The 25,398-nt window shown below is 61.8% G+C and carries 24 protein-coding genes; 5 read left to right on the forward strand and 19 right to left on the reverse strand.

Annotated features, from left to right (window positions below):
• Nucleotides 1-44: 44 nt before the first annotated feature.
• The 3 genes from astD to HMPREF3138_RS20330 are packed head-to-tail and all read right to left on the reverse strand — an operon-like array spanning nt 45 to nt 3,818.
• Complete coding sequence (astD, locus tag HMPREF3138_RS20320) at nt 45-1,517, reverse strand: succinylglutamate-semialdehyde dehydrogenase (RefSeq protein ID WP_038877345.1); 1,473 nt, start codon at nt 1,515-1,517, stop codon at nt 45-47.
• A complete protein-coding gene (astA, locus tag HMPREF3138_RS20325) occupies nt 1,517-2,551 on the reverse strand; it encodes an arginine N-succinyltransferase (RefSeq protein WP_038877029.1) in 1,035 nt (344 codons plus the stop codon). The genes astD and astA overlap by 1 nt, the downstream gene beginning before the upstream one ends.
• Before the next feature lie 52 nt (nt 2,552-2,603).
• Nucleotides 2,604-3,818: an aspartate aminotransferase family protein gene (locus HMPREF3138_RS20330; protein WP_038877027.1), complete on the reverse strand. Its 1,215-nt coding sequence runs from the start codon at nt 3,816-3,818 to the stop codon at nt 2,604-2,606.
• A gap of 666 nt (nt 3,819-4,484) precedes the next feature.
• On the opposite strand from HMPREF3138_RS20330, the gene HMPREF3138_RS20335 reads away from it, so the two are divergent.
• Complete coding sequence (locus HMPREF3138_RS20335) at nt 4,485-5,459, forward strand: alpha/beta hydrolase (RefSeq protein WP_038877025.1); 975 nt, start codon at nt 4,485-4,487, stop codon at nt 5,457-5,459.
• Nucleotides 5,460-5,737: 278 nt separating this feature from the next.
• Nucleotides 5,738-6,583 carry a BstA C-terminal domain-containing protein gene (locus HMPREF3138_RS26475; protein ID WP_139145168.1) on the forward strand — a complete coding sequence of 282 codons (846 nt, stop codon included), beginning with the start codon at nt 5,738-5,740 and terminating at the stop codon, nt 6,581-6,583.
• A gap of 128 nt (nt 6,584-6,711) precedes the next feature.
• On the opposite strand, the gene HMPREF3138_RS20340 is transcribed toward HMPREF3138_RS26475, so the two are convergent.
• The 6 genes from HMPREF3138_RS20340 to HMPREF3138_RS20365 all read right to left on the reverse strand — a co-directional run bounded on the left by HMPREF3138_RS20340 (nt 6,712) and on the right by HMPREF3138_RS20365 (nt 13,871).
• Nucleotides 6,712-7,680, reverse strand: a complete 969-nt coding sequence (locus HMPREF3138_RS20340; protein WP_038877022.1) for an ABC transporter ATP-binding protein — start codon at nt 7,678-7,680, stop codon at nt 6,712-6,714.
• Nucleotides 7,670-8,656, reverse strand: a complete 987-nt coding sequence (locus HMPREF3138_RS20345; protein WP_038877020.1) for an ABC transporter ATP-binding protein — start codon at nt 8,654-8,656, stop codon at nt 7,670-7,672. Before HMPREF3138_RS20345 ends, HMPREF3138_RS20340 begins: the two co-directional genes overlap by 11 nt.
• The gene (gene opp4C / locus HMPREF3138_RS20350) at nt 8,653-9,600 is read right to left on the reverse strand and encodes an oligopeptide ABC transporter permease (protein WP_038877018.1); all 948 of its coding nucleotides are present in this window, start codon (nt 9,598-9,600) and stop codon (nt 8,653-8,655) included. Before opp4C ends, HMPREF3138_RS20345 begins: the two co-directional genes overlap by 4 nt.
• Before the next feature lie 4 nt (nt 9,601-9,604).
• Nucleotides 9,605-10,561, reverse strand: a complete 957-nt coding sequence (locus HMPREF3138_RS20355) for an ABC transporter permease (RefSeq protein WP_038877343.1) — start codon at nt 10,559-10,561, stop codon at nt 9,605-9,607.
• Nucleotides 10,562-10,609: 48 nt separating this feature from the next.
• Nucleotides 10,610-12,265, reverse strand: a complete 1,656-nt coding sequence (locus tag HMPREF3138_RS20360) for an ABC transporter substrate-binding protein (protein ID WP_049193370.1) — start codon at nt 12,263-12,265, stop codon at nt 10,610-10,612.
• Nucleotides 12,266-12,452: 187 nt separating this feature from the next.
• Nucleotides 12,453-13,871 (reverse strand): aminotransferase-like domain-containing protein, encoded by a 1,419-nt coding sequence (locus HMPREF3138_RS20365; protein WP_038877016.1) that lies wholly within the window; start codon nt 13,869-13,871, stop codon nt 12,453-12,455.
• 144 nt (nt 13,872-14,015) lie between these two features.
• Between HMPREF3138_RS20365 and HMPREF3138_RS20370 the strand changes: the two genes are divergently transcribed.
• From HMPREF3138_RS20370 to HMPREF3138_RS25825, 3 genes are read left to right on the forward strand one after another with little or no spacing between them, the layout of a single operon-like run.
• Nucleotides 14,016-15,416 carry a cytochrome ubiquinol oxidase subunit I gene (locus tag HMPREF3138_RS20370; protein WP_004934615.1) on the forward strand — a complete coding sequence of 467 codons (1,401 nt, stop codon included), beginning with the start codon at nt 14,016-14,018 and terminating at the stop codon, nt 15,414-15,416.
• Between the two features lie 2 nt (nt 15,417-15,418).
• On the forward strand, nt 15,419-16,426 hold the full coding sequence (gene cydB / locus HMPREF3138_RS20375; protein ID WP_038877014.1) for a cytochrome d ubiquinol oxidase subunit II: 1,008 nt from the start codon (nt 15,419-15,421) through the stop codon (nt 16,424-16,426).
• Between the two features lie 14 nt (nt 16,427-16,440).
• Nucleotides 16,441-16,593, forward strand: coding sequence for a DUF2474 domain-containing protein (locus HMPREF3138_RS25825; protein ID WP_071605360.1), 153 nt, complete (start codon nt 16,441-16,443; stop codon nt 16,591-16,593).
• Nucleotides 16,594-16,602: 9 nt separating this feature from the next.
• Here HMPREF3138_RS25825 and HMPREF3138_RS20380 read toward each other — a convergent pair whose 3' ends face one another.
• The 10 genes from HMPREF3138_RS20380 to HMPREF3138_RS20425 all read right to left on the reverse strand — a co-directional run bounded on the left by HMPREF3138_RS20380 (nt 16,603) and on the right by HMPREF3138_RS20425 (nt 25,200).
• On the reverse strand, nt 16,603-16,869 hold the full coding sequence (locus tag HMPREF3138_RS20380; protein ID WP_038877012.1) for a hypothetical protein: 267 nt from the start codon (nt 16,867-16,869) through the stop codon (nt 16,603-16,605).
• Nucleotides 16,866-17,090: a hypothetical protein gene (locus HMPREF3138_RS20385; protein ID WP_025303190.1), complete on the reverse strand. Its 225-nt coding sequence runs from the start codon at nt 17,088-17,090 to the stop codon at nt 16,866-16,868. Before HMPREF3138_RS20385 ends, HMPREF3138_RS20380 begins: the two co-directional genes overlap by 4 nt.
• 106 nt (nt 17,091-17,196) lie before the next feature.
• The gene (locus HMPREF3138_RS20390; RefSeq protein WP_038877008.1) at nt 17,197-18,282 is read right to left on the reverse strand and encodes an acyl-CoA desaturase; all 1,086 of its coding nucleotides are present in this window, start codon (nt 18,280-18,282) and stop codon (nt 17,197-17,199) included.
• Nucleotides 18,279-19,361, reverse strand: coding sequence for a fatty acid desaturase family protein (locus HMPREF3138_RS20395; RefSeq protein WP_038877006.1), 1,083 nt, complete (start codon nt 19,359-19,361; stop codon nt 18,279-18,281). The genes HMPREF3138_RS20390 and HMPREF3138_RS20395 overlap by 4 nt, the downstream gene beginning before the upstream one ends.
• Nucleotides 19,354-20,487: a sterol desaturase family protein gene (locus HMPREF3138_RS20400; RefSeq protein WP_038877003.1), complete on the reverse strand. Its 1,134-nt coding sequence runs from the start codon at nt 20,485-20,487 to the stop codon at nt 19,354-19,356. The genes HMPREF3138_RS20395 and HMPREF3138_RS20400 overlap by 8 nt, the downstream gene beginning before the upstream one ends.
• On the reverse strand, nt 20,484-21,101 hold the full coding sequence (locus tag HMPREF3138_RS20405) for a phosphatase PAP2 family protein (protein WP_038877000.1): 618 nt from the start codon (nt 21,099-21,101) through the stop codon (nt 20,484-20,486). The genes HMPREF3138_RS20400 and HMPREF3138_RS20405 overlap by 4 nt, the downstream gene beginning before the upstream one ends.
• Nucleotides 21,098-22,384 carry a F390 synthetase-related protein gene (locus HMPREF3138_RS20410; RefSeq protein ID WP_038876998.1) on the reverse strand — a complete coding sequence of 429 codons (1,287 nt, stop codon included), beginning with the start codon at nt 22,382-22,384 and terminating at the stop codon, nt 21,098-21,100. Before HMPREF3138_RS20410 ends, HMPREF3138_RS20405 begins: the two co-directional genes overlap by 4 nt.
• Entirely contained in the window at nt 22,381-23,187 is an 807-nt protein-coding gene (locus HMPREF3138_RS20415; RefSeq protein WP_038876996.1) for an MBL fold metallo-hydrolase, read from the reverse strand. Before HMPREF3138_RS20415 ends, HMPREF3138_RS20410 begins: the two co-directional genes overlap by 4 nt.
• Nucleotides 23,180-24,196 (reverse strand): NAD-dependent epimerase/dehydratase family protein, encoded by a 1,017-nt coding sequence (locus HMPREF3138_RS20420; protein ID WP_038876994.1) that lies wholly within the window; start codon nt 24,194-24,196, stop codon nt 23,180-23,182. Before HMPREF3138_RS20420 ends, HMPREF3138_RS20415 begins: the two co-directional genes overlap by 8 nt.
• Nucleotides 24,193-25,200 carry a 3-oxoacyl-[acyl-carrier-protein] synthase III C-terminal domain-containing protein gene (locus tag HMPREF3138_RS20425; RefSeq protein ID WP_038876992.1) on the reverse strand — a complete coding sequence of 336 codons (1,008 nt, stop codon included), beginning with the start codon at nt 25,198-25,200 and terminating at the stop codon, nt 24,193-24,195. Before HMPREF3138_RS20425 ends, HMPREF3138_RS20420 begins: the two co-directional genes overlap by 4 nt.
• Nucleotides 25,201-25,398: the final 198 nt, after the last annotated feature.

A 25,398-nucleotide genomic window follows, 5' to 3' on the forward strand; every position in this document is an offset into this window, starting at 1 on the left:
CCTGGGGATAGCGTACGGCGACGCCGGCGCGCCGCCGTAGACGATTAACGGAACGACAAGCCCGGCGAGAGCGTCGCCGGCAGCGACAGGCTTTCGCTTTCCAGCGACGCCATCGGCCAGGCGCAATAGTCCGCCGCATAGAAGGCGCTTGGGCGATGGTTGCCGGAGGCGCCCACGCCACCGAACGGCGCCGCGCTGGACGCTCCGGTCAGCGGCTTGTTCCAGTTGACGATGCCGGCGCGCGCTTCCAGCAGCAATCGCTCGAACAGCTCGCGCTGCGGCGATACCAGCCCTACCGACAGGCCGTAGCGCGTCCGGTTGGCCAGCTGCAGCGCCTCGTCGAAATCGCGGTAACGCACGATGGTGGTCAACGGCCCGAAATACTCTTCGTCCGGTACGCCGGCCACGCCGGTCAGATCGACGATGCCCGGGCTGAGCAGCGAGCTGCCCGGCTCCAACAGGCGCATGGTCAGCAGCGATTTGCCGCCCAGCGCCAGCAAGTGCTGCTGCGCTTTCAGCATGTTTTCCGCCGCGGTTGCCGACACCACCCCGCCCATGAACGGCTGCGGTTCGGCATCCCAGCGGCCGACCCGCAGTTCGCCCGCCACCTGGACCAGACGCGCGATAAAGGCGTCGCCTTCGGCCCCCTGCTTCACCAGAATACGGCGTGAACAGGTGCAGCGTTGACCGGCGGAGATAAACGCCGATTGGATAGCCAGGTTGACCGCCGCATCGCGATCGTCGAAACCGTCGACGATCAGCGCGTTGTTGCCGCCCATCTCCAGCGCCAGGATCTTCTCCGGCTGCCCCGCCAGTTGGCGATGCAGGTGATAACCGGTGCCGGCGCTGCCGGTGAACAGCAGGCCGTCGATATCCGCACTGGCCGCCAGCGCTTCGCCGGTTTCACGGCCGCCTTGCACCAGGTTGATAACCCCGTCCGGCAGACCGGCCTGCAGCCACAGCTTGAGGGTCTCCTCGGCGGTCAGGGGCGTCAGCTCGCTCGGTTTGAATACCACGCAGTTACCGGCCAACAGCGCCGGCACGATATGGCCGTTCGGCAGATGGCCGGGGAAGTTGTAAGGCCCGAACACCGCCAGCACGCCGTGCGGACGATGGCGCAGCACCGAAGCGCCGTCGGCCATCGCCGCCTGGCTAAAGCCGGTGCGCGTCTGATAGGCCTGCAGCGAAATGCCCACTTTGCCGATCATCGCCTGAATTTCGGTCAGCGTTTCCCAGCGCGGTTTGCCGGTCTCGCGGCTGATGGTTTCCGCCAGCGACTGTTTATGTTCTTCCAGCAAAGCGGCGAAGCGTTTCACCAGCTGCTCGCGCTGCTCGAACGGCGTACGTGCCCAGCCGGGGAATGCGGCGCGCGCGGCTTCGCAGGCGGCGGCGACGTCATCGGCGTCGGCGGCGTTGGCACGCCACAGCGGCTGGTTGCCGACCGGATCGGCCTTGCCGAACTCCGCGCCGCGGCCCTGCCGCCAGACGCCGTTAATCAACAGTGCAGGATGGGACATCATGCTTTCTCCTGTGCAATAAGGGGGAGCACCCGCACCGGGCTGCCCTGCTCGACGCCCAGCGCCGCAGCGGTGGCGGCGTTGATATGCAGGCGGTCGTCATACAGATCGGCATTGACCAACAGTGCGCGGTAGTTCTGATAGTTGTCGTTGGCCACCAGATGCACCGGCGCATCGGCGCGCATCGGCGTGTCATCCAGCACCACTTTCACCAGGCGGCTCTGCTTCACCGCGCGGATGTGATCGATCTCGGCTTCCAGCGTCGGGCCGCCGTCGAAGATATCGACGTAGCCCTGATAGCTCAGGCCTTCCGCCTCCAGCAACCGGCGCGCCGGCAAAGTTTGCGGGTGCACCTCGCCGATCACTTTCTGCGCGTCTTCGGCCAGGAAATCGACATACAGCGGATGTTTCGGCATCAGCTCGGCGATAAACGCCTTTTGCCCGGTGCCGCTCAGGTAGTCCGCCTTGGCGAACTCGATGGAGAAGAAATGGTGGCCGACGCTCTCCCAGAACGGCGAACGGCCGTTTTCATCGGAGAAACCGCGCATCTCGGCGATCAGGCGCCGTGAGAAACGCTCGCGGAACGCGGCAATAAACAGGAAACGCACCTTCGACAGCAGCTTGCCGTTCTCGCCGTGACGATAATCCGGATCAAGGAACAGCGTGCACAGCTCCGAATGGCCGGTATGGTCGTTGCTGAGGAACAGCGTCGGCACCGATTTATAGACGTTCAGCTGTTTGGAAGCGTGCACCTGCGTGCCGACGCGGAAGCTGTACCAGGGTTCCGCCAGGCCGACGGCCACTTCGATCGCGCAGACACCCACCGCCTGCCGGCGCTCGCTGTCCTCCAACACGAACAAATAACACTGGTCACTTTGCGGAAGTTCGCCTTGCCAGGTTTTTAACGCCCGCTCAATGCGTGCCGACAGGGTATCTTCATTTTGCGGCAGTGAAGTGAGACCGATACCGGATTTACCGGCAAGCGTCAGTAAATCCGCCAGATCGCGACGCTCTATAGGGCGAATAATCATCATAATGCGAACCTCTTCTGAATCAGGCTGCGCCGGTGAAGGCGCAGCCCGCTGATTAGCTGCAAATGCGCGCCACGGCGCGCGCGAATCGCGCCAGCCCCTCTTTCACATCCTGCTCAGGGATGATCAGCGACGGCGTGAAACGCACCACGTCCGGGCCGGCGATCAGCGCGATAACGCCTTCTTCATTGGCCAGCTGGGTGATCTGCTTCGCTTTGCCGGCATAGTCTTTCATCAATTGGCAGCCGATCAGCAAACCGCCACCGCGAATCTCGGCGAAAATCGGATACTGGCGGTTGATGTCGTTCAACCCGTCGATAAACCACTGGTGACGCTGTTTGACGCCTTCCAGCACTTCCGGGGTGTTGATGATGGAGAACACCGCTCCCGCCACCGCCGTCGCCAGCGGGTTGCCGCCGTAGGTCGTGCCGTGGGTGCCGACGCCCAGCGTTTTCGCCAGCGCATCGGTGGTCAGCATGGCGCCGATCGGGAAGCCGCCGCCCAGCGCTTTGGCCGTGGTCAGTACATCAGGCACCACGCCGTACTGCATGTAGGCATACAGATGGCCGGTGCGGCCGACGCCGGTCTGCACTTCGTCGAAGATCAGCAGCGCATTATGGCGATCGCACAGTTCACGCAGCCCCTGCAGGAAACTGCCTTCCGCCGGCAGCACGCCGCCTTCGCCCTGGATAGGCTCGACGATCACCGCACAGGTGCGATCGTTGATAAGCTCGGCCGCTGCGGCCAGATCGTTATACGGCGTATGGGTGATGCCGCCTGGCAGCGGCGCAAAGTCCTGCGAGTATTTTGGCTGGCCACCGGCGGACACCGTAAACAGCGTGCGGCCGTGGAACGCGTTGTTGAACGCCACAATCTGATCTTTACCGGCGCCGTGCTGATCGTGCGCATGCTTGCGCGCCAGTTTCAGCGCAGCTTCGTTGGCTTCGGCGCCCGAGTTACAGAAGAACACCTTGTCGGCGAAGGTGGCGTCGATCAGCTTTTTGGCCAGGCGCAGCACCGGTTCGTTGGTATAGCCATTGCCCAGATGCCACAGTTTGCCCGCCTGCTCCACCAGCGCCGCCTTGACCGCCGGGTGCGCATGCCCCAACGCGTTAACCGCGATGCCGCCGGCGAAATCGATGTAAGACTTACCCTGCTGATCCCACACCTGCGATCCTTCTCCCCGCACCAGAATAAAATCGGCAGGGGCATAAACCGGGACCATCCAGTCATCGAAAGACTGGCGGGTAACTGCGATTGGCTGTTCCATAGTGACCTCATAATCTCAGCAAAGGCTGAATTTTGACTGTAAGGACCGCTCAAGCCCGGCTAGGCCGCCACAATGCAAAAAAACCGTTGTTCAAAACCGACTTTCCGGGCGGAGAAAATGCTGTCCCTTACCGCTGATTTAGAAACAAATCTGTTACATAAAATCGGTTTTTCACTATTTATGGCGTATATCCGGTCCCTGAGCGGGGAGTAAATGTTAACGATCAGTTAAAATACATGTCGTTTGATAAAGAGTGTAGAGCAGCTATCGTGCCAAAACGGGATTTTTGCCGGATTTTGCTATTTTTTACGTTAAAACAACGGCTTATAATGAATATTTATTCATTTTCTATGCATTGGTAATGCATAAATTAAAAAATAAGGCCTAAAATCATCCTTGCGCGCGAAATCCTATTCAATTACGAAAAACTTCAGGATTTCTGATCGGGCTCGCAAAAATAATTTCCCCCCTCTTTGCTCGCTGTCACACTTTTTGCCCCCATCGGGTGCAGCGGTGCGCCAAAATCGTGCAACGCGGCAGCGACGCAGAGATCCCACCCACCATGCTCCCGAAACAGGGCCGCGCTGACCGCGGCTCCTGCTTTGTGCGCCAGCGACTACACTGTGATCCTAACCGCCCCTTCTCTTCTGCGCACAAGGAGTCACCATGCCCAAGAAAACCGTCGATCTCAGCCAGCCGCACGCCCAGCACGACATCCACGCGTTTCTCGACGCGCTGAATACCGGCGGCGGTAAACCCATGGAACAGATGAAGCCCAAAGAGGCGCGCAGGGTCTTGGAGGACGCGCAACGCAGCGTCGAGGTGCCGCTGCGCGAGGTCGAGATCAGCGAGAAAACCATTCACGTAGAAGGTCAGGATATTCTGCTGCAGCTGGTGCGGCCGGCCAGGGTCAAAGAGGCGCTGCCGGTATTCATGTTCTTTCACGGCGGTGGCTGGGTGCTGGGCGATTTCCCCACCCATGAACGACTGGTGCGCGATCTGGTGCACAGCTCAGGCGCGGCGGCGGTGTTCGTCAACTATCCCCGTTCACCGGAGGTGCGCTACCCTGAGGCCATCAACCTGGCTTACGCCGCCACCGAATGGGTGGCCGAGTACGGCGAGAAGATCAACGTCGACGGTTCGCGGCTGGCGGTGGTCGGCAACAGCGCCGGCGGCAATATGGCGGCGGTGGTCAGCCTGATGGCCAAAGAGAAAGGCATACCGGCGCTGCGTTGCCAGATCCTGCTGTGGCCCGTCACCCGCGCCCAGTTTGATACCGACTCCTATCATCAGTTCGCCGAAGGCCATTTCTTGACTCGCAACATGATGAAGTGGTTTTGGGACAGCTACGCGCCCGATAAGGCGCAGCGCAAAGACATCTACGCCTCGCCGCTCAACGCCACGCCGGAACAGCTGCGGGGTTTGCCGCCGGCGCTGGTGCAAACCGCCGAGCTGGACGTGCTGCGCGATGAAGGCGAAGCCTACGCGCGTCTGCTCGATACCGCCGGCGTCGAGGTCACCTCCACCCGCTATAACGGGCTGATCCACGACTACGGCCTGTTGAATCCGCTCGCCCACGTCCCGGCGGTGCATTCGGCGATCCATCAGGCCGGGCGCGCGTTGAAGCACTACCTGTCCTGAGAGCACATTGCCACCATGAGTTAGGCCTAAACTCAGTACCGCCTAACTCTCCTTACTTAGATGAAAACTATTTTTTAACAGCAACGTATTATTTCAGCACCTATTAAAAATAAAACAATAAAAGTGTTAGTATAAGAATATGAAATTTTAGCCAAGCTAATAATCACAAAAGGTTGCATTGCTAATTATTTTAACTTTATTTATATGAATTGAATATATTAGCTAGATTCCTGTGTCTTTCAGTGAGTATATGTTGACGTTATAAAAAGGAGATTTTTATGCAAAATCAAATCGCATTGCCATTAGTTCCCATTAAGCATCAGATTGGTGATGATGGATTTGAAGTTGGGGTAATGAGTGACGGGACTCCATATTTAACAGCAAGCAGCCTAGCTTTTATTTGTGGCTCTGCCAGAAGTAATATAATCACTTTAGTTAGTGATTGGCAAAACATGAGACATAATCCTCGTGGCCAAGCAATAAGTCAAATAATCATTAGGAATGGTGGTGACCCATCCCAAAGCTTACATAAAGAAATAAGGGTAAAAGGCACTGTATATCATGCAATCCCTGCTGATATATGTATGGCTGTATTAGAATATTTCGCCTTTGATAGCAAGAGTCAATCTGACATCGCAAGAGATAACTACCGGAATCTTGCAACTCAATCGCTGAAGGAGTTCATTTACAAAAGAACGGGGTATAAAGCAACTGGTGCATTGCCCGCACATTTGGCAAGATATACAAAAAATAGGGCAAAAATACCTTACACTCATTTTTCAATGCTTAATGAGATAACACTAAGCTTGATTGCCCCATTAGAAGAAGCTGGATACACTTTACCTGATAATTTAATTCCAGATATTTCAGAGGGTAGAATGTTTTGCGCATGGCTAAGAAAAAATAGAAGTGTTGAACCTAAGAACTTCCCTCGTTATAAACACGAATATCTAGATGGGAGAGTAGTTGATGCATGTCTTTACCCTATAGAATTCATGGATGACTTTCGTCGACACTTCCACGAAGAATGGTTAGCCAAAAGGGCTCCAGACTATTTTAAAGAAAGAGACTCATTGGCTCTTGAGTTTGTTGAGAGTTTGATGCTACCAGCGCCAAAACCATAATTTTCACTCGTACGCCAGCATGGTTATGCTGGCGCATAACTAAGAATAAAGAATATGCACTTTAGCGATTGAAGAATAATTAACAATATATTGTTAGTGAAATATAAATGTATGTAGCAACACTAACGCTAATAAACATAATGACAAGCCACCTGATGACCGGGCGCCACGCTGCGCAGGCGCGGCGCCTGTTCACGGCACTGCGCCGTGGCCTGCGGGCAGCGCGGATGGAAACGGCAGCCGTGCGGCGGGTTGGCGGGATTGGGCGGCTCGCCGCTTGCTGCCCGCGGCGGAAAGCGATGTACATCCAGCGTCGGCACCGCCGCCAGCAAGGCCTGCGTGTAGGGATGCAGCGGCCGGCGAAATAACGCATCGCGGTCGGCGCTCTCGACAATCTGCCCCAGGTACATCACCGCCACGTCCTGACACAGATGCTCCACCATGCCGAGATCGTGCGAAATAAACAGCAGCGTCACCCCCTGCCGTTCTTGCAAATCGGAAAACAGATTGATGATCTGCGCCTGAATCGACACGTCGAGCGCCGATATCGGTTCGTCGGCGACGATAAACTCCGGCTGCAGGATCAGCGCGCGCGCGATGCCGATGCGCTGGCGCTGGCCACCGGAAAACTCATGCGGAAACCGCCCGTAATGCTGTGGAGACAGTCCGCAGATCGACAGGGTATCGAGCACCCGCTCGCGCAGTTCCGCCTTGCTCGCCAGGCCGTGCTGCAACAGCGCTTCGCCGATGGCGTCGCCCACGCGCAGGCGCGGATTCAGCGAGCTGTACGGATCCTGAAACACCAGCTGCATTTTCGGCCGCAGGGCGCGCAACGCCTCTTTGCTCAGGCTATCCAACGCCTGCCCTTTGAACATCACCTCGCCGGCGGTTTTGTCGTGCAGGCCAAGCAGCGTGCGGCCAACGGTGGTTTTGCCGCTGCCGGACTCGCCCACCAGCCCGAAAATGCGGCCCTTGCGAATGCTGAAGCTGACGTCGTCCACCGCCTTCAGCTGGCCGCTGGTTCGCCCGAACAGCCCGTCGCGCAGCGGGAAGTATTTCTTTAATCCTTTCACTTCCACCAGAGGTTCAGTCGACATGCGGGCGCCCTCCAGCGTTGAGGAAACAGGCGGACTGGCGCTGCGGCGTGCCGTACAGCGGCGGGATGCCATCGCGGCAGCGAGCGGAGGCCTGCGCACAGCGCTCGGCAAACGCACAGTGTTCTGGCAAGCGCGCCAGATCCGGCACCTGGCCGGGAATGGAATACAGACGGTGGAGCCGCTGGCCCGGCACCGGCCGCGAGGCGATCAGCCCCTGAGTATAAGGATGCCGCGGCTCGGCCAACACTTCCCGGGTCGTGCCCTGCTCGACGACGCGCCCGGCGTACATCACCGCCAGCCGGTCCGCCATCTGGGCGATCACCCCGAGATCGTGGGTGATCAAGATCATCGCCATGTTGTGTCGTCGGCTCTGCTCGCGCAGCAACGCCAGGATCTGCGCCTGTACCGTGACGTCGAGCGCCGTGGTCGGCTCATCGGCGATCAGCAGCGCCGGGCGGCATCCGATCGCCATGGCTATCATCACGCGCTGCAGCATGCCACCGGACAGTTGATGCGGGTAGCAGCGCATCAGCGCCTCCGCGCGCGCCAATCCCACTTCCGCCAGCCGTTGCACCGCCTGACCCCAGGCCGCTTTCGGCGACAGGGCCAGGTGGCGAATCAGCGGCTCCACCAGCTGTTCGCCGAGGGTCAACACCGGATTGAGTGCGCTCATCGGCTCCTGAAAGATCATCGCCAGCCGGTTGCCGCGCAGATCGGCCATCTTTGATGCCCGCAGCGACAGCAGGTTCTGCCCTTCAAAGCGAATTTCACCGCCGTCTACCTGCGCCAGCGGCTGCGGCAACAGCCCCATCAGCGCCATGGCGGTCACGCTTTTGCCGCAGCCCGACTCGCCGACGATCCCCAGCGTTTGCCCGGCCTGCAGCTCAAGGCTGACCTGCTGCACCGCCCGCACCGGCCCTTGCTCTCCCTGAAACGACACCGACAGTCGATCGAACGCCACCAGCGGTTGACTCATCGTGTTACCCCGTTCATTTTCGGATCGAGCGCGTCCCGCAGACCGTCGCCCAAGATATTGATCGCCACCACGGTGACGAAGATCGCCAGCCCCGGCGGCATCCACAGCCAGGGGCGGCGCTGAAAGTCGATCAGGCTGTTGGCGGCATCCATCATGTTGCCCCACGATGGCGTCGGCGGCACCACGCCCAGCCCGAGGTAGCTCAACGCCGATTCGCTGAGAATGGCGTTAGCCACCGCCATGGTGGCCACCACCACCAAAATCGGTACGGTGTTGGGCAGCAGATGGCCGAACAGACGCCGCCGGGTGGAGAGCCCCAGCACCTCGGTGGCCAGCATGAAATCCCGCTCGCGCAGCGACAGGATCTGGCCGCGCACCAGCCGCGCCAGCGACGGCCAGCCCAGCAGGCTCAGCATGATCATCACCATGTAGATGCGGTAGTCCGCCGAGACGTCGAGCTCGGTCAGCATCGCCCCCATAATGATCAGCAGCGGCAGGCCGGGGATGGTCATCAGCAGATCGGCGAAGCGCATGATCAGCCTGTCCGCCACGCCGCCCAGATAACCGGCAAGCGCCCCCAGCACATAGCCCAGCGTCACCGACAGCAGCATCGACACCAGGCCGATGGTCAGCGATATCCGCCCCGCCAGCAGCAACCGGGTGCAGATATCGCGGCCGAGAAAGTCGGTACCCAACCAGTGCGCGCCGCTCGGCGCCTGATTGATATTCAGCACGTCGCCGGCGTCGTCGCGCCACGGCGACAACGACGGCCCAATCAGGCACAACAACGCCAACAGCACCAGCAACGCCAGCGAGATCATCGCCGGCCGGTGGCGGCGCAACCGTCGCCAGGCCTGCGCGGCGGGCGGCGGCGACAGTTGCGCCAGCGCCGGCAGCTGCGCCTGACGCCAGCGGCGGCGGCCGAAAAACAGCGTAGCCAACATAGCGTTACCTCAAGCGAATGCGCGGATCGGCATAGGCGTACAGAATGTCCGCCAGCAGATTGCCGAGAATGGTCAGGGCCGCCAGAAACAGCGTGAATCCCATCAGTACCGGGTAATCACGCGCCGCCAGCGAATCGATATGGATATGCCCGGCGCCCGGCCAGTTGAAGATTTTTTCGGTGATCAGCGCGCCGGAGAACAATCCCGGCAGCTCGAACCCCAGCAGGGTGACGATCGGCAGCAGCGCATTGCGCAGCGCGTGTTTGAGGATCACCGTTTTCTCCCTGAGCCCCTTGGCGCGCGCGGTGCGGATATAGTCCATGCGGATCACGTCCAGCATGCTGGCGCGGAAATAGCGCGTCAGGCTGCCGGCCTGCAGCATCACCAGCGCCAGCACCGGCAGCAGCAGGTGCGCCGCCACCTCCAGTGCCCAGGCCGGCCCGCTCGCTTCGCTGCCGGTGCGCAGCATGCCGCCCGCCGGTAGCCAGTGCAGATCGACGGCGAACCATTTGATCAGCAGCAGACACAGGAAGAACGTCGGAAACGACATGGCGGCGAACACCGCCACGGTGATCAGATGATCGAACAGCGAATAGGGTTTCATCGCCGAGATCACCCCCACCGCCAGCGCGATGCCCCAATACAGCACCATCGCCACCGCCGCCAGCAGGAACGAGTTCCAGATGTATTGGTTCAGCAGCGTGCTGACCGGGATCTGATACTGCAGCGAAAAACCGAGATCGCCCTGCAGCAGCCGGCCGAGCCAGTGCAGGTAACGGCTGAACAACGGCTGATCCAACCCGTACAGCGCCCGCAGCTCGGCGGCGCGTTGCGCGGTCAGGTTGATGTTGCCGTCGATAAAGTCGCCGGGCGCCAGGGCGAAGATGCAAAAAATCAGCAAGGAAGCCAACAGCAGCATCGGGATCGTCTGCAACAAACGGCGCAGGATAAAATTTCTCATCGCGAATTCCATCGCCACCGCCCGGAATGGCGCGGCGGCGTCAGGGCGTTACGGCGCCGGTTTGACGTTCGGCAGGCTGCCGACCAAGCCGTTGTAGATATCCGGTTTAAAGCCGGTGACGCGCGCGCTGCTGGCGCTCAAAATCTCGCGGTTGCCGAGCAGGATCACCGGCGGATCGTCCGCCAACGCCTGATACAGCTGATGGTACAGCGGCTTGCGCTGCGCAATATCCAGCGTGGCGTTGGCCCTGGCGATCAGCGCATCCACCTGCGGGTTGTGATAACCGGTCTCGCTCTCGCGGCTGATGAAATCGCGCACGCCGTCGTGCGGATCGTTCAGCGTACTGGTGCTGAGGGACGCCAGGTCATAGTTGCCCGCCTTGCGCTGCGCCAGCAGCGCGTTGAAATCCAATACCTGCGGTTTCAGCACCACGCCGAGCCGGCGGTAGTTGTCCTTGGCGATCGGCACCAGCGCATCGTTGATCAGCTTTTTGGTCACCAGCAGCGTCAGCTCCAGCTTTTTACCGTCTTTTTGCCGAATGCCGTCCGCGCCCACTCGCCAACCGGCCTCGTCCAATAGTTTCCCGGCCTTATCGAGATCGTAAGCGTAGGGATTGATGCCGTTGGCGTCGTAAGCCCAGGAGATCGGCGAGATCGGCTGGTTGGCGACCTTGCCGTAACCCTGGTACACCACGGCGATCAGTTTTTGCCGATCCAGGCCGTAGATCAGCGCCTGACGCACCCGCTTGTCCTGCAGCGCCGGGCGCTTGAGGTTGAAATCAACGCGGCTGTAATCGCTCGAGCTGTAAAGGTTGATATTGGCGAAGCCGAGCAGCTTGAGCTGTTCGATATCGTCCGGCTTGGCGGTAAAGGCGTCGTAGTCGGTCTCACCGGTCTGGAACAGCTGGAAGTTGGTGGCCGGATTGGTGACGCGGTAGATAAAGCGCGCCATCGGCGGCGTGCCGAGATAGAAGTTCGGGTTGGCGTGGAAGCGGATCTCCTGCCCCGGCACGTACTTGTCGTAAATATAGGGGCCGTTGCCGAGCGGCTTGCCGTTGAAGGCGCGCACGCCGTCGAGCTTGCCGCGCTGATAGTCTTTGCCGTAGTAAGCCCGCGACAGCACCGGGCCGCCGATCAGTTGCAGCGTAGTCGCGCCCGGTTGGGTGGTGACGATCTGAATGGTGCGATCGTCGATCACCTTCAGGCCGCTGATGTCGGCGGCGGTGCCGTTTTTATACTCGGCGCCACCCTGGATGTGCGCCGGCGTGATATCGGTGTCGCCGTCATAGGCCGGATCGTGCAGCAGCGTCAGGGTAAAGGCGATATCGTCGGCCTTCAGCGGCGAGCCGTCGCTGTAGAGCAGATTCGGCCGCAGCTTGATGGTGTAGGTCAGATTATCGGGGCTGACCTGCCAGGACTCCGCCAATCGCCCTTCCGGTTTGCCCTGGCTGTCCAGGCCGATCAGGCGGCTGAAAATCACGTCGGTCACGTTCTCGTCCCAGCCGTTGGTGAACAGATACGGGTTGAAAATCCCCTGCGGCTCCGAGATGCCCGCCACCACGGTGTCTTTACGCAGCTTGGCGGCGGCCGGTACCCGAGCGGTGTCGCTGGCCGGCGTGGTGCCTTCGGCCAGCGTTTCCGCCTGCGCGCCGGCGCTCAGCCCCAGCGCGCAGACCAACGCCAGCGGCGTCAGCCGATAGCGCAACAGTTTGTTTAGCCTATTTTTTATTCCACTCACCCACAGCCCCTCGTCTTCCCGTTGATAAAAATGTGACAAAATTTATCGCAGAGTAATGGGCGGCTGGAGGGCTGTCTAACAACGAAACCGGCATTCCATTGCCGAAAAAAGCATTATGAATTTTTCTGGGGCGAAGCGCCGTGCAAAATGCGGTTCAGCCTGCCGCCGCCAGCCCCCGGATAAGTTTGGCTAAGGTTTTGATCGCCTCTTCAAACCGATCGTTCCATTCAAAAGAGGCGTTGAGACGGAAGCAGTGGTTGAAATGGTCACCGGTCGTGAACATGCGCCCCGGCGCGATGCTGATCCCCCGGGAAAGGGCCCGCCGGTACAGTTCCATCGACGACAGCGCCGGATCCAGCTCCAGCCACAGGAAGTACCCGCCGTCGGGCTGGCTGACCTTCACCGTCGGCGGGAAATGGTGGGCGATCGCCTGACGCATCGCGCTTTGGCGCTGTGCCAGCAGGCGCCGCAGCCGCCGCAGATGGGTATCGTAGCCGCCGTGCAGCAGATAATCCGCCAGCGCCATTTGGGTCGGCACGCTGGTGGAAACGGTGCTCATCAGCTGCAAACGCTGGACCTGCTGCGCATAACGCCCCGCCGCCACCCAGCCGACGCGAAAGCCCGGCGCCAGGCATTTGGAAAACGACGAGCAATGCAGGATCTGGCCGCCGCTGTCGAGCGCTTTGGCCGGCAGCGGCCGTTCCGCGCTGAAGTACAGCTCACCGTAAACGTCATCTTCAATCAGCGAAATCTGCCGGTCGCGCAGCAGCGTCACCAGACGCTGTTTGTTGGCCTCCGGCAGGGTGGCGCCCTGCGGGTTCTGGAAGTGGGTCATCAGCCAGCAGGCTTTGATCGGATACTGTTCCACCGCCTGCTGCAGCGCGTCCAGATCGATACCGTCCTGCGGATGCGTGGCGATCGCCACCGCCTTTAACCGCAGCCGTTCCAGCGCCTGCAGCGCGCCGTAAAACGCCGGCGATTCGATCGCCACATAGTCGCCCGGTTGGGTCACCGCCTGCAGGCTGAGGCTGAGCGACTCCATCGCCCCGGCGGTGATGACGATTTCGTCCGGCGCGACCTGCATGCCGCTCAGCGCATAGCGTTGGGCGATGTGCCGCCGCAACGCGTCGTTGCCCGGCGGCAGGTTGGCCAGCGAACTGTGCGGCGTGAACTTGCGCGCTACGCTGCTCAGCGCCCGCGCCAGCTTCGGCTGGGCGAACAGCGTGGCGTCGGGAAAGGCCGAACCGAAAGGCACGATATCCGGATCCTTGCAAGCCTGCAGCACGTCGAAAATAAAGGCGTTGATGTCCACCTGCTCGCTCAGCAACAGTTTCTCGCCGCGCGAAGGCTGGGGCAGCGGCTGCGGGCGCGCCGCCACGTAGTAGCCCGACTGCGGCCGGGCGACGATCCATCCCTGGCTCTCCAGCAGTTGGTAAGACTGCACCACCGTCATCAGGCTTAATCCGGCGCGTTTGCCGCTCTCGCGCAGCGAAGGCAGCTTGTCACCCGCCCGCCACACCCGGTTTTGGATCTGTTCTCTAATCTGCTGCGCAAGCTGCTCGTATCGGGTCATAACCATTAACTGTTATATGAAAAAGTAAAATAACTGTCACTATTATAGTCACTGTACTCCGTGCTTAACTTAACGCCAAGTATTTCACATAAAAATGACAGCTATACTCAAGAGGCTAATTTATGTTCAACCCTAGGAGGCGCCATGCTGGGTCTTGATGCACTGGAACTCGCCAGAATACAGTTCGCCTTCACCGTGTCTTTCCATATCATCTTTCCCGCCATCACCATCGGTTTAGCCAGCTATCTGGCGGTGCTGGAAGGGTTATGGTTGAAAACGCACAATGAAGCCTATCGCGAGCTTTACCATTTCTGGTCAAAGATTTTCGCCGTTAACTTCGGCATGGGCGTGGTGTCCGGGCTGGTGATGGCCTATCAGTTCGGCACCAACTGGAGCTTCTTCTCCGAGTTCGCCGGTAGCATTACCGGGCCGCTGCTGACCTATGAAGTGCTGACCGCCTTCTTCCTCGAAGCCGGTTTCCTCGGCGTGATGCTGTTCGGCTGGAACCGCGTCGGCCCGGGGCTGCACTTCTTCGCCACCTGCATGGTGGCGCTCGGCACGCTGATCTCCACCTTCTGGATCCTGGCTTCCAACAGCTGGATGCAGACGCCGCAGGGGCATGAAATCATCAACGGCCAGGTGGTGCCGGTCGACTGGCTGAAGGTGATCTTCAACCCGTCCTTCCCGTACCGCCTGCTGCACATGTCCACCGCAGCCTTCCTCTCCTCGGCGTTCTTCGTCGGCGCCTCCGCCGCCTGGCACCTGCTGCGCGGCCGCGACACCCCGGCGATGCGCAAGATGCTGTCGATGGCGATGTGGATGGCGCTGATCGTCGCGCCGGTGCAGGCGCTGATCGGCGATGCGCACGGACTGAATACGCTGAAACACCAGCCGGCGAAGATCGCCGCCATTGAAGGCCACTGGGAAAACCCGCCGGGCGAAGCCACGCCGCTGATCCTGGTCGGTTGGCCGGACATGCAGCGCGAAGAGACCCGCTTCAAGCTGGAGGTGCCGTACCTCGGCAGCCTGATCCTGACCCACAGCCTGACCGAACAGGTACCGGCGCTCAAATCCTTCCCGCCGGAAGATCGCCCCAACTCCACCGTGGTGTTCTGGTCGTTCCGCATCATGGTCGGACTGGGCATGCTGATGATACTCGCCGGGGTGTGGAGCCTGTGGCTGCGCTGGCGCGGCGGGCTGTATCAGTCGCGTCCGTTCCTGTACTTCATCCTGTGGATGGGGCCTTCCGGATTGCTGGCGCTGCTGGCGGGCTGGTTCACCACCGAGATCGGCCGCCAGCCATGGGTGGTGTACGGCCTGCTGCGCACCAAGGACGCGGTCTCCGCGCACGGCGACCTGCACATGAGCATCAGCCTGCTGGCGTTCATTATTGTCTACTGCTCGGTGTTCGGCGTGGGGTATTCCTACATGATGCGCCTGATCCGCAAAGGGCCGCAGCCGCATGAACACCAAGAAGACAATACCGAGGGCCGCCCGGCACGTCCGCTGTCCGCGGTCAACGACACTCTGGACGACAGGAGCTGAACATGGGTATCGATCTTCCGCTGATTTGGTTTGTGATCATCGTGTTCAGCACCATGATGTACGTGGTGATGGACGGTTTTGACTTGGGCATCGGCATCCTGTTTCCGTGGGTGAAAGAGAGCGGCGACCGCGATCTGATGATGAACACCGTCGCCCCGGTGTGGGACGGCAATGAAACCTGGCTGGTACTGGGCGGTGCGGCGCTGTTCGGCGCCTTCCCGCTGGCCTACTCGGTGATCCTCGACGCGCTGGCCATCCCGCTGACGCTGATGCTGATCGGGCTGATTTTCCGCGGCGTGGCCTTCGAGTTTCGCTTCAAGGCGAAGCCGGAGAAACGCCACATCTGGGATAAGGCGTTCATCTGGGGCTCTGTCTTCGCCACCTTCAGCCAGGGTGTGGTGGTAGGCGCCGTGATCAACGGCTTCCCGGTCGAAGGCCGCACCTACGCCGGCGGCGCGCTGGACTGGCTGACGCCGTTTGCGCTGTTCTGCGGGCTGGGGCTGGTGGTGACCTACGCCCTGCTCGGCTGTACCTGGCTGGTGATGAAAACCGCCGGTGACCTGCAGGCGCGCATGTATCACCTGGCGACACCGCTGCTGGCGATCCTGTTGCTGGTGCTGGCCGCGGTCAGTATTTGGACGCCGATCGCGCATCCGGAAATCGCCGCCCGCTGGTTTACGCTGCCGAACCTGTTCTGGCTGCTGCCGGTGCCGGTGCTGGTGCTGCTCAGCGCCTGGGGGATTCAACGCGGGGTGAAACGCGGCGCGCACTACTCGCCGTTCATACTGACGCTGCTGCTGGTGTTTCTCGGCCTGAGCGGGCTTGGCATCAGCATCTGGCCGCACCTGATCCCGCCGGCCATCAGCCTGTGGGACGCCGCCGCCCCGCCGCAGAGCCTCGGCTTTATGCTGGTGGGCGCGCTGTTCATCATCCCGATCATTCTGGTCTACACCTTCTGGAGCTACTACGTGTTCCGCGGCAAGATCAGCCATGAACACGGCTATCACTGAGAAGGGAGGACGCTATGCAAGATAAAACGGCAACCGCCGCGCCGGCGCCCTGGTGGAAACGCATCGGTTGGCTGGTGATCATCTGGAGCGCCAGCGTGCTGGGGCTGTTCGTGGTCGCCTCGCTGTTCCGCCTGCTGATGACCGCGGCGGGCATGAAGTCGCATTGACGCGGCGCCTTATCGGGCCACGCTGTTGGGAAAGTAGAAGGATACCACCAGCGTGACCAGCGGCAAGGCGCCGATCTTCACCAGTTCGAACGCTTGCCTCAGTGCTTCGTTTTTCTCCCAATACGCGTGGGCGGCGAATACGCCCACGCTAACCGCGAATATCCCGCACAGCACCTGGCGCGCCAGGCGCAGCCGCTCCATTTCGTCGAAGACCAAGACCTGCTCCAGATAAACCTGGCTGGCCTCATCGTGCAAATTACGGCTTTCGATGTTCATGGGAAGATCTCCACGACCCGCCCCACCGCTTCAAGCTGTTCACCCTTCTCCCGTACAATGCCAAGAGAAGTACCATCCTGTTTCATCCAGTACTTATCGGCAAGGGTAATCAGTGCAAACGCCATTTTGATTACCTCGGTTTTTTCCATCCCGTGACGCCGGGCAATATCGTTCAGATCATCATCAATTTTGTTCGATAACCGAATCGGCAAGCTGCGCATAGTCCACCTCCTGTGGCCGTTGATTCACAGGGGGAAAGTCTACTGGAAGGGCAAATATCGTTCAATTAGTGAACTGCGTAACGCCTCGCACGATCCACATGCAACGCTAATGCGGTTTGCGCCCCATCGCGCTGAGGAAGCGCTGCTGCAGGCGCAACAGCTCCTCCAGCTCCAGCAGGCGGTAGTCGATGCCGAAACGCGGCGCCACCTCGCCGATGATGCGGCTCAGCGCCGGGTAATGGCGGTGGCTCCAGTGCGGGAACAGATGATGCGTCAAATGCAGGTTCGCCCCGCCGAGCCAGTATCCCAGCCAGCGCGGCCGGGTCAGCCAGTCGAAGGTAGTGGCGAATACATGGTGATACCAGCCGTGCGGCATCGCACCCTGCGCCGGCGCCTGATAAAAATTGGCTTTGGCCCAGTGGGTGCCGATGATCAACATCACGAACAGCAATGAAGAAAGCATCTGGCTCAGCAAATAGACCAGCAGAATTTGCCCGATGCCGATGGCCGGCGGCAGCAGCCAGCACGGGATCGCCAGCGCCAGCAGCAGGTGCGCCGCCTTGCCCGCCAGAAATCCGCACCAGCCGCGCACGCCCTGCTGCGCCATGCGCGCCGCCACGCGGGTGCGGCCCGCCCGGTCCAGCCAGTCGAACAGCCAGATGTAGTACGGGAACGTCAGCGCCGCCACCAGCGGCCAATAGTAACGCTGGGCGCGCATAAAGGGCCGCCAGCGCTGGAACGGCGTTTGCCGCAGCACGCCGTTGGCGTCGATGTCGGGGTCGTAATGTTCGATATTGTTATGGGCATGGTGAAACAGCACGTGGCGCACGCGCCAGCAGTCGGGATCCAGCCCCAGTGGGACGCTCACCAGGGCGTTCAGCCAGCGGTTGGCCCAGGGCCGACGGAAAAACGCGTTATGCGAGGCGTCGTGCACCACGTTCACCGTCAGGAACATGCCGATAAAGATAAAGCCGAAATAACAGGCGAAAAACGCCCAGCCGTTTTGCTGCTGCAGGCTCAACCCGTAACACAGGCCGCACAGCGTCAACAACAGCGCCACCTTCACCAGCATGCCGCCGTCGGCGAAGCGGTGATCGCCGTTGGCCGCCAGATAATGCTGGGCGGCCTGCATCAGCGCGCGATGTAGCCCACTGTCGTCGCGCTGATAGGCTAACGGGCGCAGCGGTTTCATGGCTGCCCCATAAGGCGCAAGAAGCGCTGTTGCTGCGCCAGCAGTTCGCGATAGCCGATGCAGCGATACACCATGCCGTGCCGCTGCGCCACTTCCGCCACCGCGGCGGCCAGCGCCGGATAGTGGCGGTGATTCCAGCCGGGAAACAGGTGGTGGGTCAGGTGATAGTTCAGCCCGCCGGTCAGGTGCTCCAGCCAGCGCGGCTCAGGCTGCCAATCGCAGGCGGTGGCGAAATTGTGCCGGTACCAACCGTGCGGCATGCTGTCGCCCGCCGGCGCCGGGTAAAACTCGGCCTGCGCCCAGTGGGTGCCCAGCAGCAGGAACACCACCAGCAGCGAGGCAAACATCTGGCTGAGCGCGTAAGCCAACAGCACCCAGCCCCAACCGATGCCGTGCAGGTGGCACAGGATCAGCGGCACCACCAGCACCAGCGCCACATGGAGCAATTTGCACAGCACGAACAGCGCCCAACCGCCGCGCCCCGCCAGCACGCGTTTTTCCCGCAGCGGCGTTTTATCGAGCCGATCGGACCAATCGAAAATCCACGCGATGTAGGGTAGCGAGAGCGCGGCGATCAGCGGCCAGTACAGATGCTGATAGCGCATATGCGGCCGCCAGCGCTGGAACGGCGTCTGGCGGAAAAAGCCGTTCTCTTCGGTGTCCAGATCGTAGTGTTCGACGTTGGCGTAAACGTGGTGGTAATCCACGTGCCGCGTGCGCCAATAGTCCGGATCGACGCCCAGCGGCAGCGTCACCAACCGCCCCACCAGGCGATTGGCCCAGGGCGCGCGCAAGAAGGCGTTATGCGAAGCATCGTGATTGACGTTGACGTTGAGCAGCATGCCCATGGCCACGAACAGGAAATAGCAGAGGAAAAACGCCCAGGGCTGATGCTGCATCAGGCTCAGGGCATAAAACCCGACGCACAGCGCCAGCAACAGCGCGGCCTTGGCCAGCCGCGCGGTATCGGCATAGCGATGATCGCCCGCCAGGCAGGCGTGTGCCGCGCGCTTGAGATCGCGGTGAAACGCCTGCTCGCCATCGGTGGGGAAACGCAGCGGCGGTAATGATTCAGCCATGCGGTTCCTCCACGGCGGCCGGTGCGGCCACTCGCCCCCAGCCCAGCGCCACGCACAGGGCATGCAGCGCCACGGCGGCCATGGCGATATGCCAATAGCGCTGCGGCCAGCCAAGATAACCGATAAACAGCAGCGGCATGCCCAGCGCGATCAGCAGCCAGACGGCACTCGCCCACGGCCGCCCTTCCGTCATACCGCCCAGCGCCACCGAGCCCAACGCCAGCAGCACCAGCAGCGCCATTTGCGGCCAGCTGATGTCGCCGTAACCATAACCGTATTGGTAGACGTAACCGACCACCAGCGAGAACAACAGCATGGCGCCGCTGAAGACGCTGAGCGCCGAACGGCGGTCGCGCGGCCGGCCCGGCGCCGGGCGCCAGGCCAGACGGAAATAGCGCAGGAACGGCAGATTGCTCGCCCAAAATGGGTTCGCGGACGGCCGATCGCCGCTGACGCCGTAGCTGAACGGCGTGGTCGGTAGCGCCGGGCAGAACGTGCCGAACAGCTTGTCCCAAAAGATAAAGCTGCCGCCGAAGTTCTTATTGGAATACGCCATGTCCTTGACGTGATGCACCCGGTGGTGTGCCGGCGTGACCAGGATTTTTTCCAGCACGCCCAGCTTCGGCGTCAGCGCATTGTGGTTAAACAGCTGAATGCTGTAGTGAAAAATCGACACCGTGACGAATACCGACAGCGGCACGCCCGCCAGCGCCAGCAGCAAAAAGAACGGGATCGACGTCAACGACGAATACCAGGAGTTGCGCACCCCCAGCGACAGGTTGAAGTGCTCCCCCTGGTGGTGCACCACATGCACGGCCCACAGCACGCGGAAGCGGTGGTGCAGGCGATGCAGCCAGTAGAAACCGAAGTCCCACGCCAGCAGGGCGAACAGCCACATCAGCAGCGGCGGCCAGGCATCCAGCAGCCCCAGGCTGAAATGCGCGGCCACGTAGCCGTAGCAGGTGATCTCCAGCCCGCGGAACAGCCACAGCATGATATGGCCGGAGTTCAGATTGAACACCAGATCGTGCCAGTTGACCGGCTCACGTCGCCCCCACTGCAGCGCCACCGCCTCGGCCACCACGATGAACAGCATGAACACTATCGGCAACGCCAGATCGCTCATCCCACTTCTCCTTTAACCACGCGCCGGCGCAGGGCCTTTATGCGCAGGGCCAGCCAGCCGGCGAACAGCGCCAGCAGCGCACCACCGGCCAGATCGACAAACAAATGGCGGCGCAGCTGCAGGATGGAGAACGCGATCGCCACGCCCCACAGCATCCACAGCGCCGTCCGCACTTTGCGCTCGCCGTCGCTCAGCGCCCACACCGCCAGCACCGTCAGCGCCATGTGCAACGACGGCAGGCAGTTTTGCGGCGAATCCACCTGCGTTAACGCCGCCAGCAGCTGCGCGCTGATCCCTACGCCCTCGTTCTGCGGGTAGGCCATGGTGGTCGGCCACAGCAGGTAAACTGCCCCGGCGCCGAGCGCCGTCAGCTGCATCGCCAGCGTCAGCCATTTGATTCGCTGCAGCGGCGCCAGCAAATAGCCCGCGGGGACGATGAGGAAGAACGAAAGATAGAGCCAAATGGCCGCCGGGTTAAACGGGATCGCCCGGTCAAGCGCCGACAGCGGCAGCAAAGTTCCCGCCCCCTGCAGGCGATCGGTCAGGCTATACACGACCCCGACCGTCCCCCAGCCGAGCAACATGTGCCCTAGCCTGAACAGCGTATTCTTCATGCTTCCTCCGCCTGGCGCACGATACGCCGCCGCTTGCGATCGAACTGCGGCAAAACCGCCTGCGCCGTCAACCGCCATTCGAGCCGATCGGTGGCGATGCCCTGGCGAGCGAACAGCGCGATCAGCTGCGCCTGGCAGTGCGCCAACGCCGCCGGGCTGCAATCGGCGATCAGCTCCAGCCGATGCTCGCCGCGCTGGATAAGGCGGTAATCGCTGGTCAGCGGCAACGCATTGGCGATCGTCCGGCTGCAGGCATCGGCGAACACCGCCTGCGGTTGCCGCTGCGCATCGGGTAACATCAGCTGATCGTCGCGCCGCCCTTCGATACGCGCAATCGCCCGCGTCGGCTGCCCGCACGGGCAGGGTTCCTTGCGCAGCACCAGCACATCGTCCAGCCGATAACGCACGATCGGCTGCGTGCTGCGGGTGAAATCAGTGATCAGCGGCGTAAAACGCTGCTCGTCGATCCACTGCGGTTCGATATGCAAAAACTCTTCGTTCAGATGCAGCGTGCCGTGCGCGCAGCTGGCGGCAAGGAACCCCTCGGTGGCCTGATACACTTCGCCGACCGCCGGGAACACCTGCATCAGCAGACGGCGATCCTGCTCTTCCAACACCTCGGCGACCGAGATCGCTTTTTTGACCGGCAGCTTCACCTGCCCGGCCAGCACCGCCAGCGCCAGGGCGCGCAGCACCTGCGCCGGGGCCACGATGATGCTGGGCGCCTGCCGTTCCAGTGCGGGCAGATGCTCGCTGAACGGCGCCAGCAGATCGTAAAACGCCAGGCTCAGCCAACGGTTGTTTACGCTGTGATAGAGATTATTGTCCGCCCGCAGAAACAGGGCGACGCGCTCGCCGGCCAACAGCCCGTCCGGCAGCATCTTCGCCAGCATGCCACCGGCCCACACCTGCTGTTCGCGCGGGCTGACGACAAACACGCCGCGCTGCCCGGAGGTGCCGGACGACAACCCGACGCTGTAGCGCCCGATCTTCGGCGTGAAATCGCGATCCGCCTCGCTGCGCTGCGCGCAGGCCAGCACCGCCTCCCGGCTCAGCCCGGCGGTATTCATCCAGTCAAACTGCGCCATCATCAGCGCCTTGTCCATCTGCGGCCATTCGGCGAACGGCCGGCGGTTGAAGCGCTGAAAATAGGGGCTCTTGCTCAGCACCCGGCGGGCAAAGCCCGCGAGCTGCCGGGCCTGATGCGCCTCCAGCGCCGCACGATCGCCAAAGCGCAGGCGCCGGGCGCGGAAATAGTGCCACAGGGTCATGAAGGGGATCACAGGTCCCCCTCGTGGCACAGCAAAATGTTGACCTGGCCGCCCGCCCACAGTTGGTTAAGCCGTTCCAGCGTGCGGGTGTACGCCACCGCGTCGTCCATCACCAGATTGGCCAGGCGCGAAGGCCCGCGCAGCGTCTGGTAGCTCTGCGGCGACCAGGCGGCGTCGCTGGCCAACAGCGTCCAGCCGGCGTCGGTGAGGATAAAGGCGCCGATATGGCCGGCCGCATGCCCCGGCAGCGGCACCAGGACAATCTGCCCTTCGCTGCCCGGCAGCGCGTAACCGCGATCGAACGGCGCCAGCAGCGCGGGCAACGCCACCGAGGGAAAAGCCTCCATAAACTGCAGACGACTCTCGAAATCCGCCGGGATCAGGCCGGGAATAAAGGCGCGCTTGAGCGCCGCGAAACCGCGCAGCCCGCGGGTTTGCTGCCAGCCTTCGCCGGAGCAAATAAAATCGAGGTGGCTGAAATCCTGCAGCCCGGCGATGTGATCCGCGTGAAAGTGCGAGACGATCAGCGCCTGGATGTCGCCTTCGGCGTAGCCGGCTTCGCGCAGCTGATGCGCCAACGACTCGGCGGGATCGAAATAGACCGGCGTCATGCGGCGGTAAAGGCTGAATACCCCCGACTGCGTGTGCTGCTGAAAATAATGCGCGTAGCCGGTATCCCACAGCCAGCGGCGCTGCCCCACCTCCAGCAGATAGGCGCGTGCCGGGAATTTACACACCCGGAACCCGGCGCCGCGCAGCGCCATGCAGCCGATATGCGTGCAATAGCCCACTTCAAATACGGTGACCTTAGCCATGCTGTATGCCTCCTTGCTGCCGCAGCCACTCGCCGGTCAGGCGGATCCCCTCCTCCATTGAGTAACGCGGCCGATAGCCCAGCTCTTCGATCGCGCGGGTCTGGCTCAGGGTCATGTCAAAATGCACCGCCGCCACGCTGTAGCGCGTCAGCAGCGGTTCCTTGCCGCTCAGGCTTGCCCACAGCTCCATGCCGCCGGCCAGCGCCTGCAACAGTGGATACGGCACGGCCTGCAGCCGGTAACGCAGCCCCAGCTCCTGGCGCAGCAGCGCATCCAGCATCTCCGCCAGCCGCTGCGGTTGGTGGTTGGTGATGTTGTACACGGCGCCGGACGGCAATCCGCGTTGCCGGCTGGCCAGCTCCATGGCGTGCACCACGTTCGGAGCAAAGGTCAGATCCAGCAACGCCTGCCCGCCGCCGGGCAAGCGCAGCACGCCGCGATCGCGTTCGAGCTGTTGCAACAGCCGCGGCACGATCACCCGATCGTGCGGGCCAAACAGGCCGCGCGGCCGCAGAATAATATAGGTGGTTTGCGGGTAGATCTTCGCCTGCGCCAACAGCCGCTGCTCGGCGGCATGCTTGCTGGCGGCATAGTGGTTGGCGAAGCGCCGGGCGCGATAACCCTCATCAAGATCGTAATGCGGCTGAAAATCGAAGTAGATTGCCGGCGTGGAGATATGCACGAAGCGCCGCACGCCGCAGCGCCCGGCCGCCTCCGCCAGCTTGTCCGTCGCTGCGGCGTTGATGCGGTGAAATTCCGCTTTGCTGCCCCAGGGCGAAGACTTGGCCGCACAGTGCCACACCCACTCGCAGTCGGTCACCAGCTCCCGGCACTGCTGCGGCGTGGCCTGCGCCAGATCGAGCGAGTAAAATTCGGCGCCCAGTTGACGCAACGCTTCGCCGGCCAGCTCATCGCGGCCGGTGGCGCGCACCTGATGCCCGCCCTCCAGCAACCACTCCGCCGCGTTGCGCCCCAGCCCGCTGGTCGCCCCGCTCACCAGCACCCTCATGGCAGCAACACCATGCCGGCCAGCGCCAGCCCGGCGGCGGTGCCGATCAGCATCACCGGCTGCCCGGGGTTGAAGCGCCCGGTGGTCACGGCGGCATGCAGCGCAGTCGGGATAGAGGCCGCCACCTGGTTGCCGTGATGGCGGTAGATGTCCACCAGCGCCTCGCTGGAGACGTGCAGCCGTTTGCGCATATGTTCGAGCGACAAATGGCTGGCCTGGTGCGGCACCACGGTGGCGATCTGCCCCAGGGTCAAGCCGCTGGCGCTCAGCAGCCGGTCGAGGTAGCCCTCAATCAGCGCCGACGCCTGACGGAACAGCGGCTTGCCCTGCATATGAAACAGGAAGTCTTGCTCGCACATGCCGGCGCGCGGGTTACGGCGCGTGCCGCCGGCGCGGATCTCGCACAGTTCGCTGCCGGCGGGATAGGTTTCCACCAGGCTGGCGAGGATACCGCCTGTGCCGTCACCGCGCTCCACGATGGCGCAGGCGGCGCCGTCGCCAAAGATCAGCGACGACTCTTCGTGCTGCCAGTCGATGCCGCGCGAAGCGAGATCCGCCGAGACGATGGCGATACGCCGATACGTCCCGGCGTTCAACAGCCCCGCCGCCACCTGCAGCGCAGAGATAAAGCTGACACAGCTGCTGTTGATGTCGAAGCCCGGCGTACCCGGTGCCAGTCCGGCGACCTTGAGAATATGCGCGGCGGTGCACGGCAGCGCCTGCACCGCTATCGCCGAGGCGGAGATCAAAAGGTCAATGGAGGCTGCCGGAATGGCGCTGCGGGCCAGCGCGTCTTGCAGCGCGGCGGCGGCGAGCTCGGCCTGGCTGGCGTCGTCGGCGGCATGATAGCGGTAAACGATGCCCGAGCGTTTTTCAACGTAGCCGGCCGGTTTCCCCAGGCGGGCATCGAGCGTAGAGGAGGCCACGCGGTTGGGCGGCAACGCAGCACCGGTGGCGATGATTTTCAGAGGCAACAGCTCGGGTGAGCGACATTGTGTGGTCATTATTGTTGTTGATTAACCTGACTATCCATAAAGCGATTCTCCCGCACGGCGCAAAGGCCATGCGGATCATCCCCGGTTTTTATGTCCCAAAAGGCCTTTCATCAAGGCGGTATCTCTTGTTATCAGCTGGCGCGGGCCGACGTCCGTCGGCGGAAGCATAAGCGTAACATTACTGAGATATTCAGTTTACGGCAAGGC

Source organism: Serratia sp. HMSC15F11 (genome assembly GCF_001808215.1).
Taxonomy (GTDB): domain Bacteria; phylum Pseudomonadota; class Gammaproteobacteria; order Enterobacterales; family Enterobacteriaceae; genus Serratia; species Serratia nevei.

Excerpts from the sequence above, each read along its gene's own strand:
- astD (WP_038877345.1), bottom strand. The coding sequence starts at position 1,517 with ATGTCCCATCCTGCACTGTTGATTAACGGCGTCTGGCGGCAGGGCCGC.
- astA (WP_038877029.1), bottom strand. The coding sequence starts at position 2,551 with ATGATGATTATTCGCCCTATAGAGCGTCGCGATCTGGCGGATTTACTG.
- HMPREF3138_RS20330 (WP_038877027.1), bottom strand. The coding sequence starts at position 3,818 with ATGGAACAGCCAATCGCAGTTACCCGCCAGTCTTTCGATGACTGGATG.
- HMPREF3138_RS20335 (WP_038877025.1), top strand. The coding sequence starts at position 4,485 with ATGCCCAAGAAAACCGTCGATCTCAGCCAGCCGCACGCCCAGCACGAC.
- HMPREF3138_RS26475 (WP_139145168.1), top strand. The coding sequence starts at position 5,738 with ATGCAAAATCAAATCGCATTGCCATTAGTTCCCATTAAGCATCAGATT.
- HMPREF3138_RS20340 (WP_038877022.1), bottom strand. The coding sequence starts at position 7,680 with ATGTCGACTGAACCTCTGGTGGAAGTGAAAGGATTAAAGAAATACTTC.
- HMPREF3138_RS20345 (WP_038877020.1), bottom strand. The coding sequence starts at position 8,656 with ATGAGTCAACCGCTGGTGGCGTTCGATCGACTGTCGGTGTCGTTTCAG.
- opp4C (WP_038877018.1), bottom strand. The coding sequence starts at position 9,600 with ATGTTGGCTACGCTGTTTTTCGGCCGCCGCCGCTGGCGTCAGGCGCAG.
- HMPREF3138_RS20355 (WP_038877343.1), bottom strand. The coding sequence starts at position 10,561 with ATGAGAAATTTTATCCTGCGCCGTTTGTTGCAGACGATCCCGATGCTG.
- HMPREF3138_RS20365 (WP_038877016.1), bottom strand. The coding sequence starts at position 13,871 with ATGACCCGATACGAGCAGCTTGCGCAGCAGATTAGAGAACAGATCCAA.
- HMPREF3138_RS20370 (WP_004934615.1), top strand. The coding sequence starts at position 14,016 with ATGCTGGGTCTTGATGCACTGGAACTCGCCAGAATACAGTTCGCCTTC.
- cydB (WP_038877014.1), top strand. The coding sequence starts at position 15,419 with ATGGGTATCGATCTTCCGCTGATTTGGTTTGTGATCATCGTGTTCAGC.
- HMPREF3138_RS25825 (WP_071605360.1), top strand. The coding sequence starts at position 16,441 with ATGCAAGATAAAACGGCAACCGCCGCGCCGGCGCCCTGGTGGAAACGC.
- HMPREF3138_RS20380 (WP_038877012.1), bottom strand. The coding sequence starts at position 16,869 with ATGAACATCGAAAGCCGTAATTTGCACGATGAGGCCAGCCAGGTTTAT.
- HMPREF3138_RS20385 (WP_025303190.1), bottom strand. The coding sequence starts at position 17,090 with ATGCGCAGCTTGCCGATTCGGTTATCGAACAAAATTGATGATGATCTG.
- HMPREF3138_RS20390 (WP_038877008.1), bottom strand. The coding sequence starts at position 18,282 with ATGAAACCGCTGCGCCCGTTAGCCTATCAGCGCGACGACAGTGGGCTA.
- HMPREF3138_RS20395 (WP_038877006.1), bottom strand. The coding sequence starts at position 19,361 with ATGGCTGAATCATTACCGCCGCTGCGTTTCCCCACCGATGGCGAGCAG.
- HMPREF3138_RS20400 (WP_038877003.1), bottom strand. The coding sequence starts at position 20,487 with ATGAGCGATCTGGCGTTGCCGATAGTGTTCATGCTGTTCATCGTGGTG.
- HMPREF3138_RS20405 (WP_038877000.1), bottom strand. The coding sequence starts at position 21,101 with ATGAAGAATACGCTGTTCAGGCTAGGGCACATGTTGCTCGGCTGGGGG.
- HMPREF3138_RS20415 (WP_038876996.1), bottom strand. The coding sequence starts at position 23,187 with ATGGCTAAGGTCACCGTATTTGAAGTGGGCTATTGCACGCATATCGGC.
- HMPREF3138_RS20420 (WP_038876994.1), bottom strand. The coding sequence starts at position 24,196 with ATGAGGGTGCTGGTGAGCGGGGCGACCAGCGGGCTGGGGCGCAACGCG.
- HMPREF3138_RS20425 (WP_038876992.1), bottom strand. The coding sequence starts at position 25,200 with ATGACCACACAATGTCGCTCACCCGAGCTGTTGCCTCTGAAAATCATC.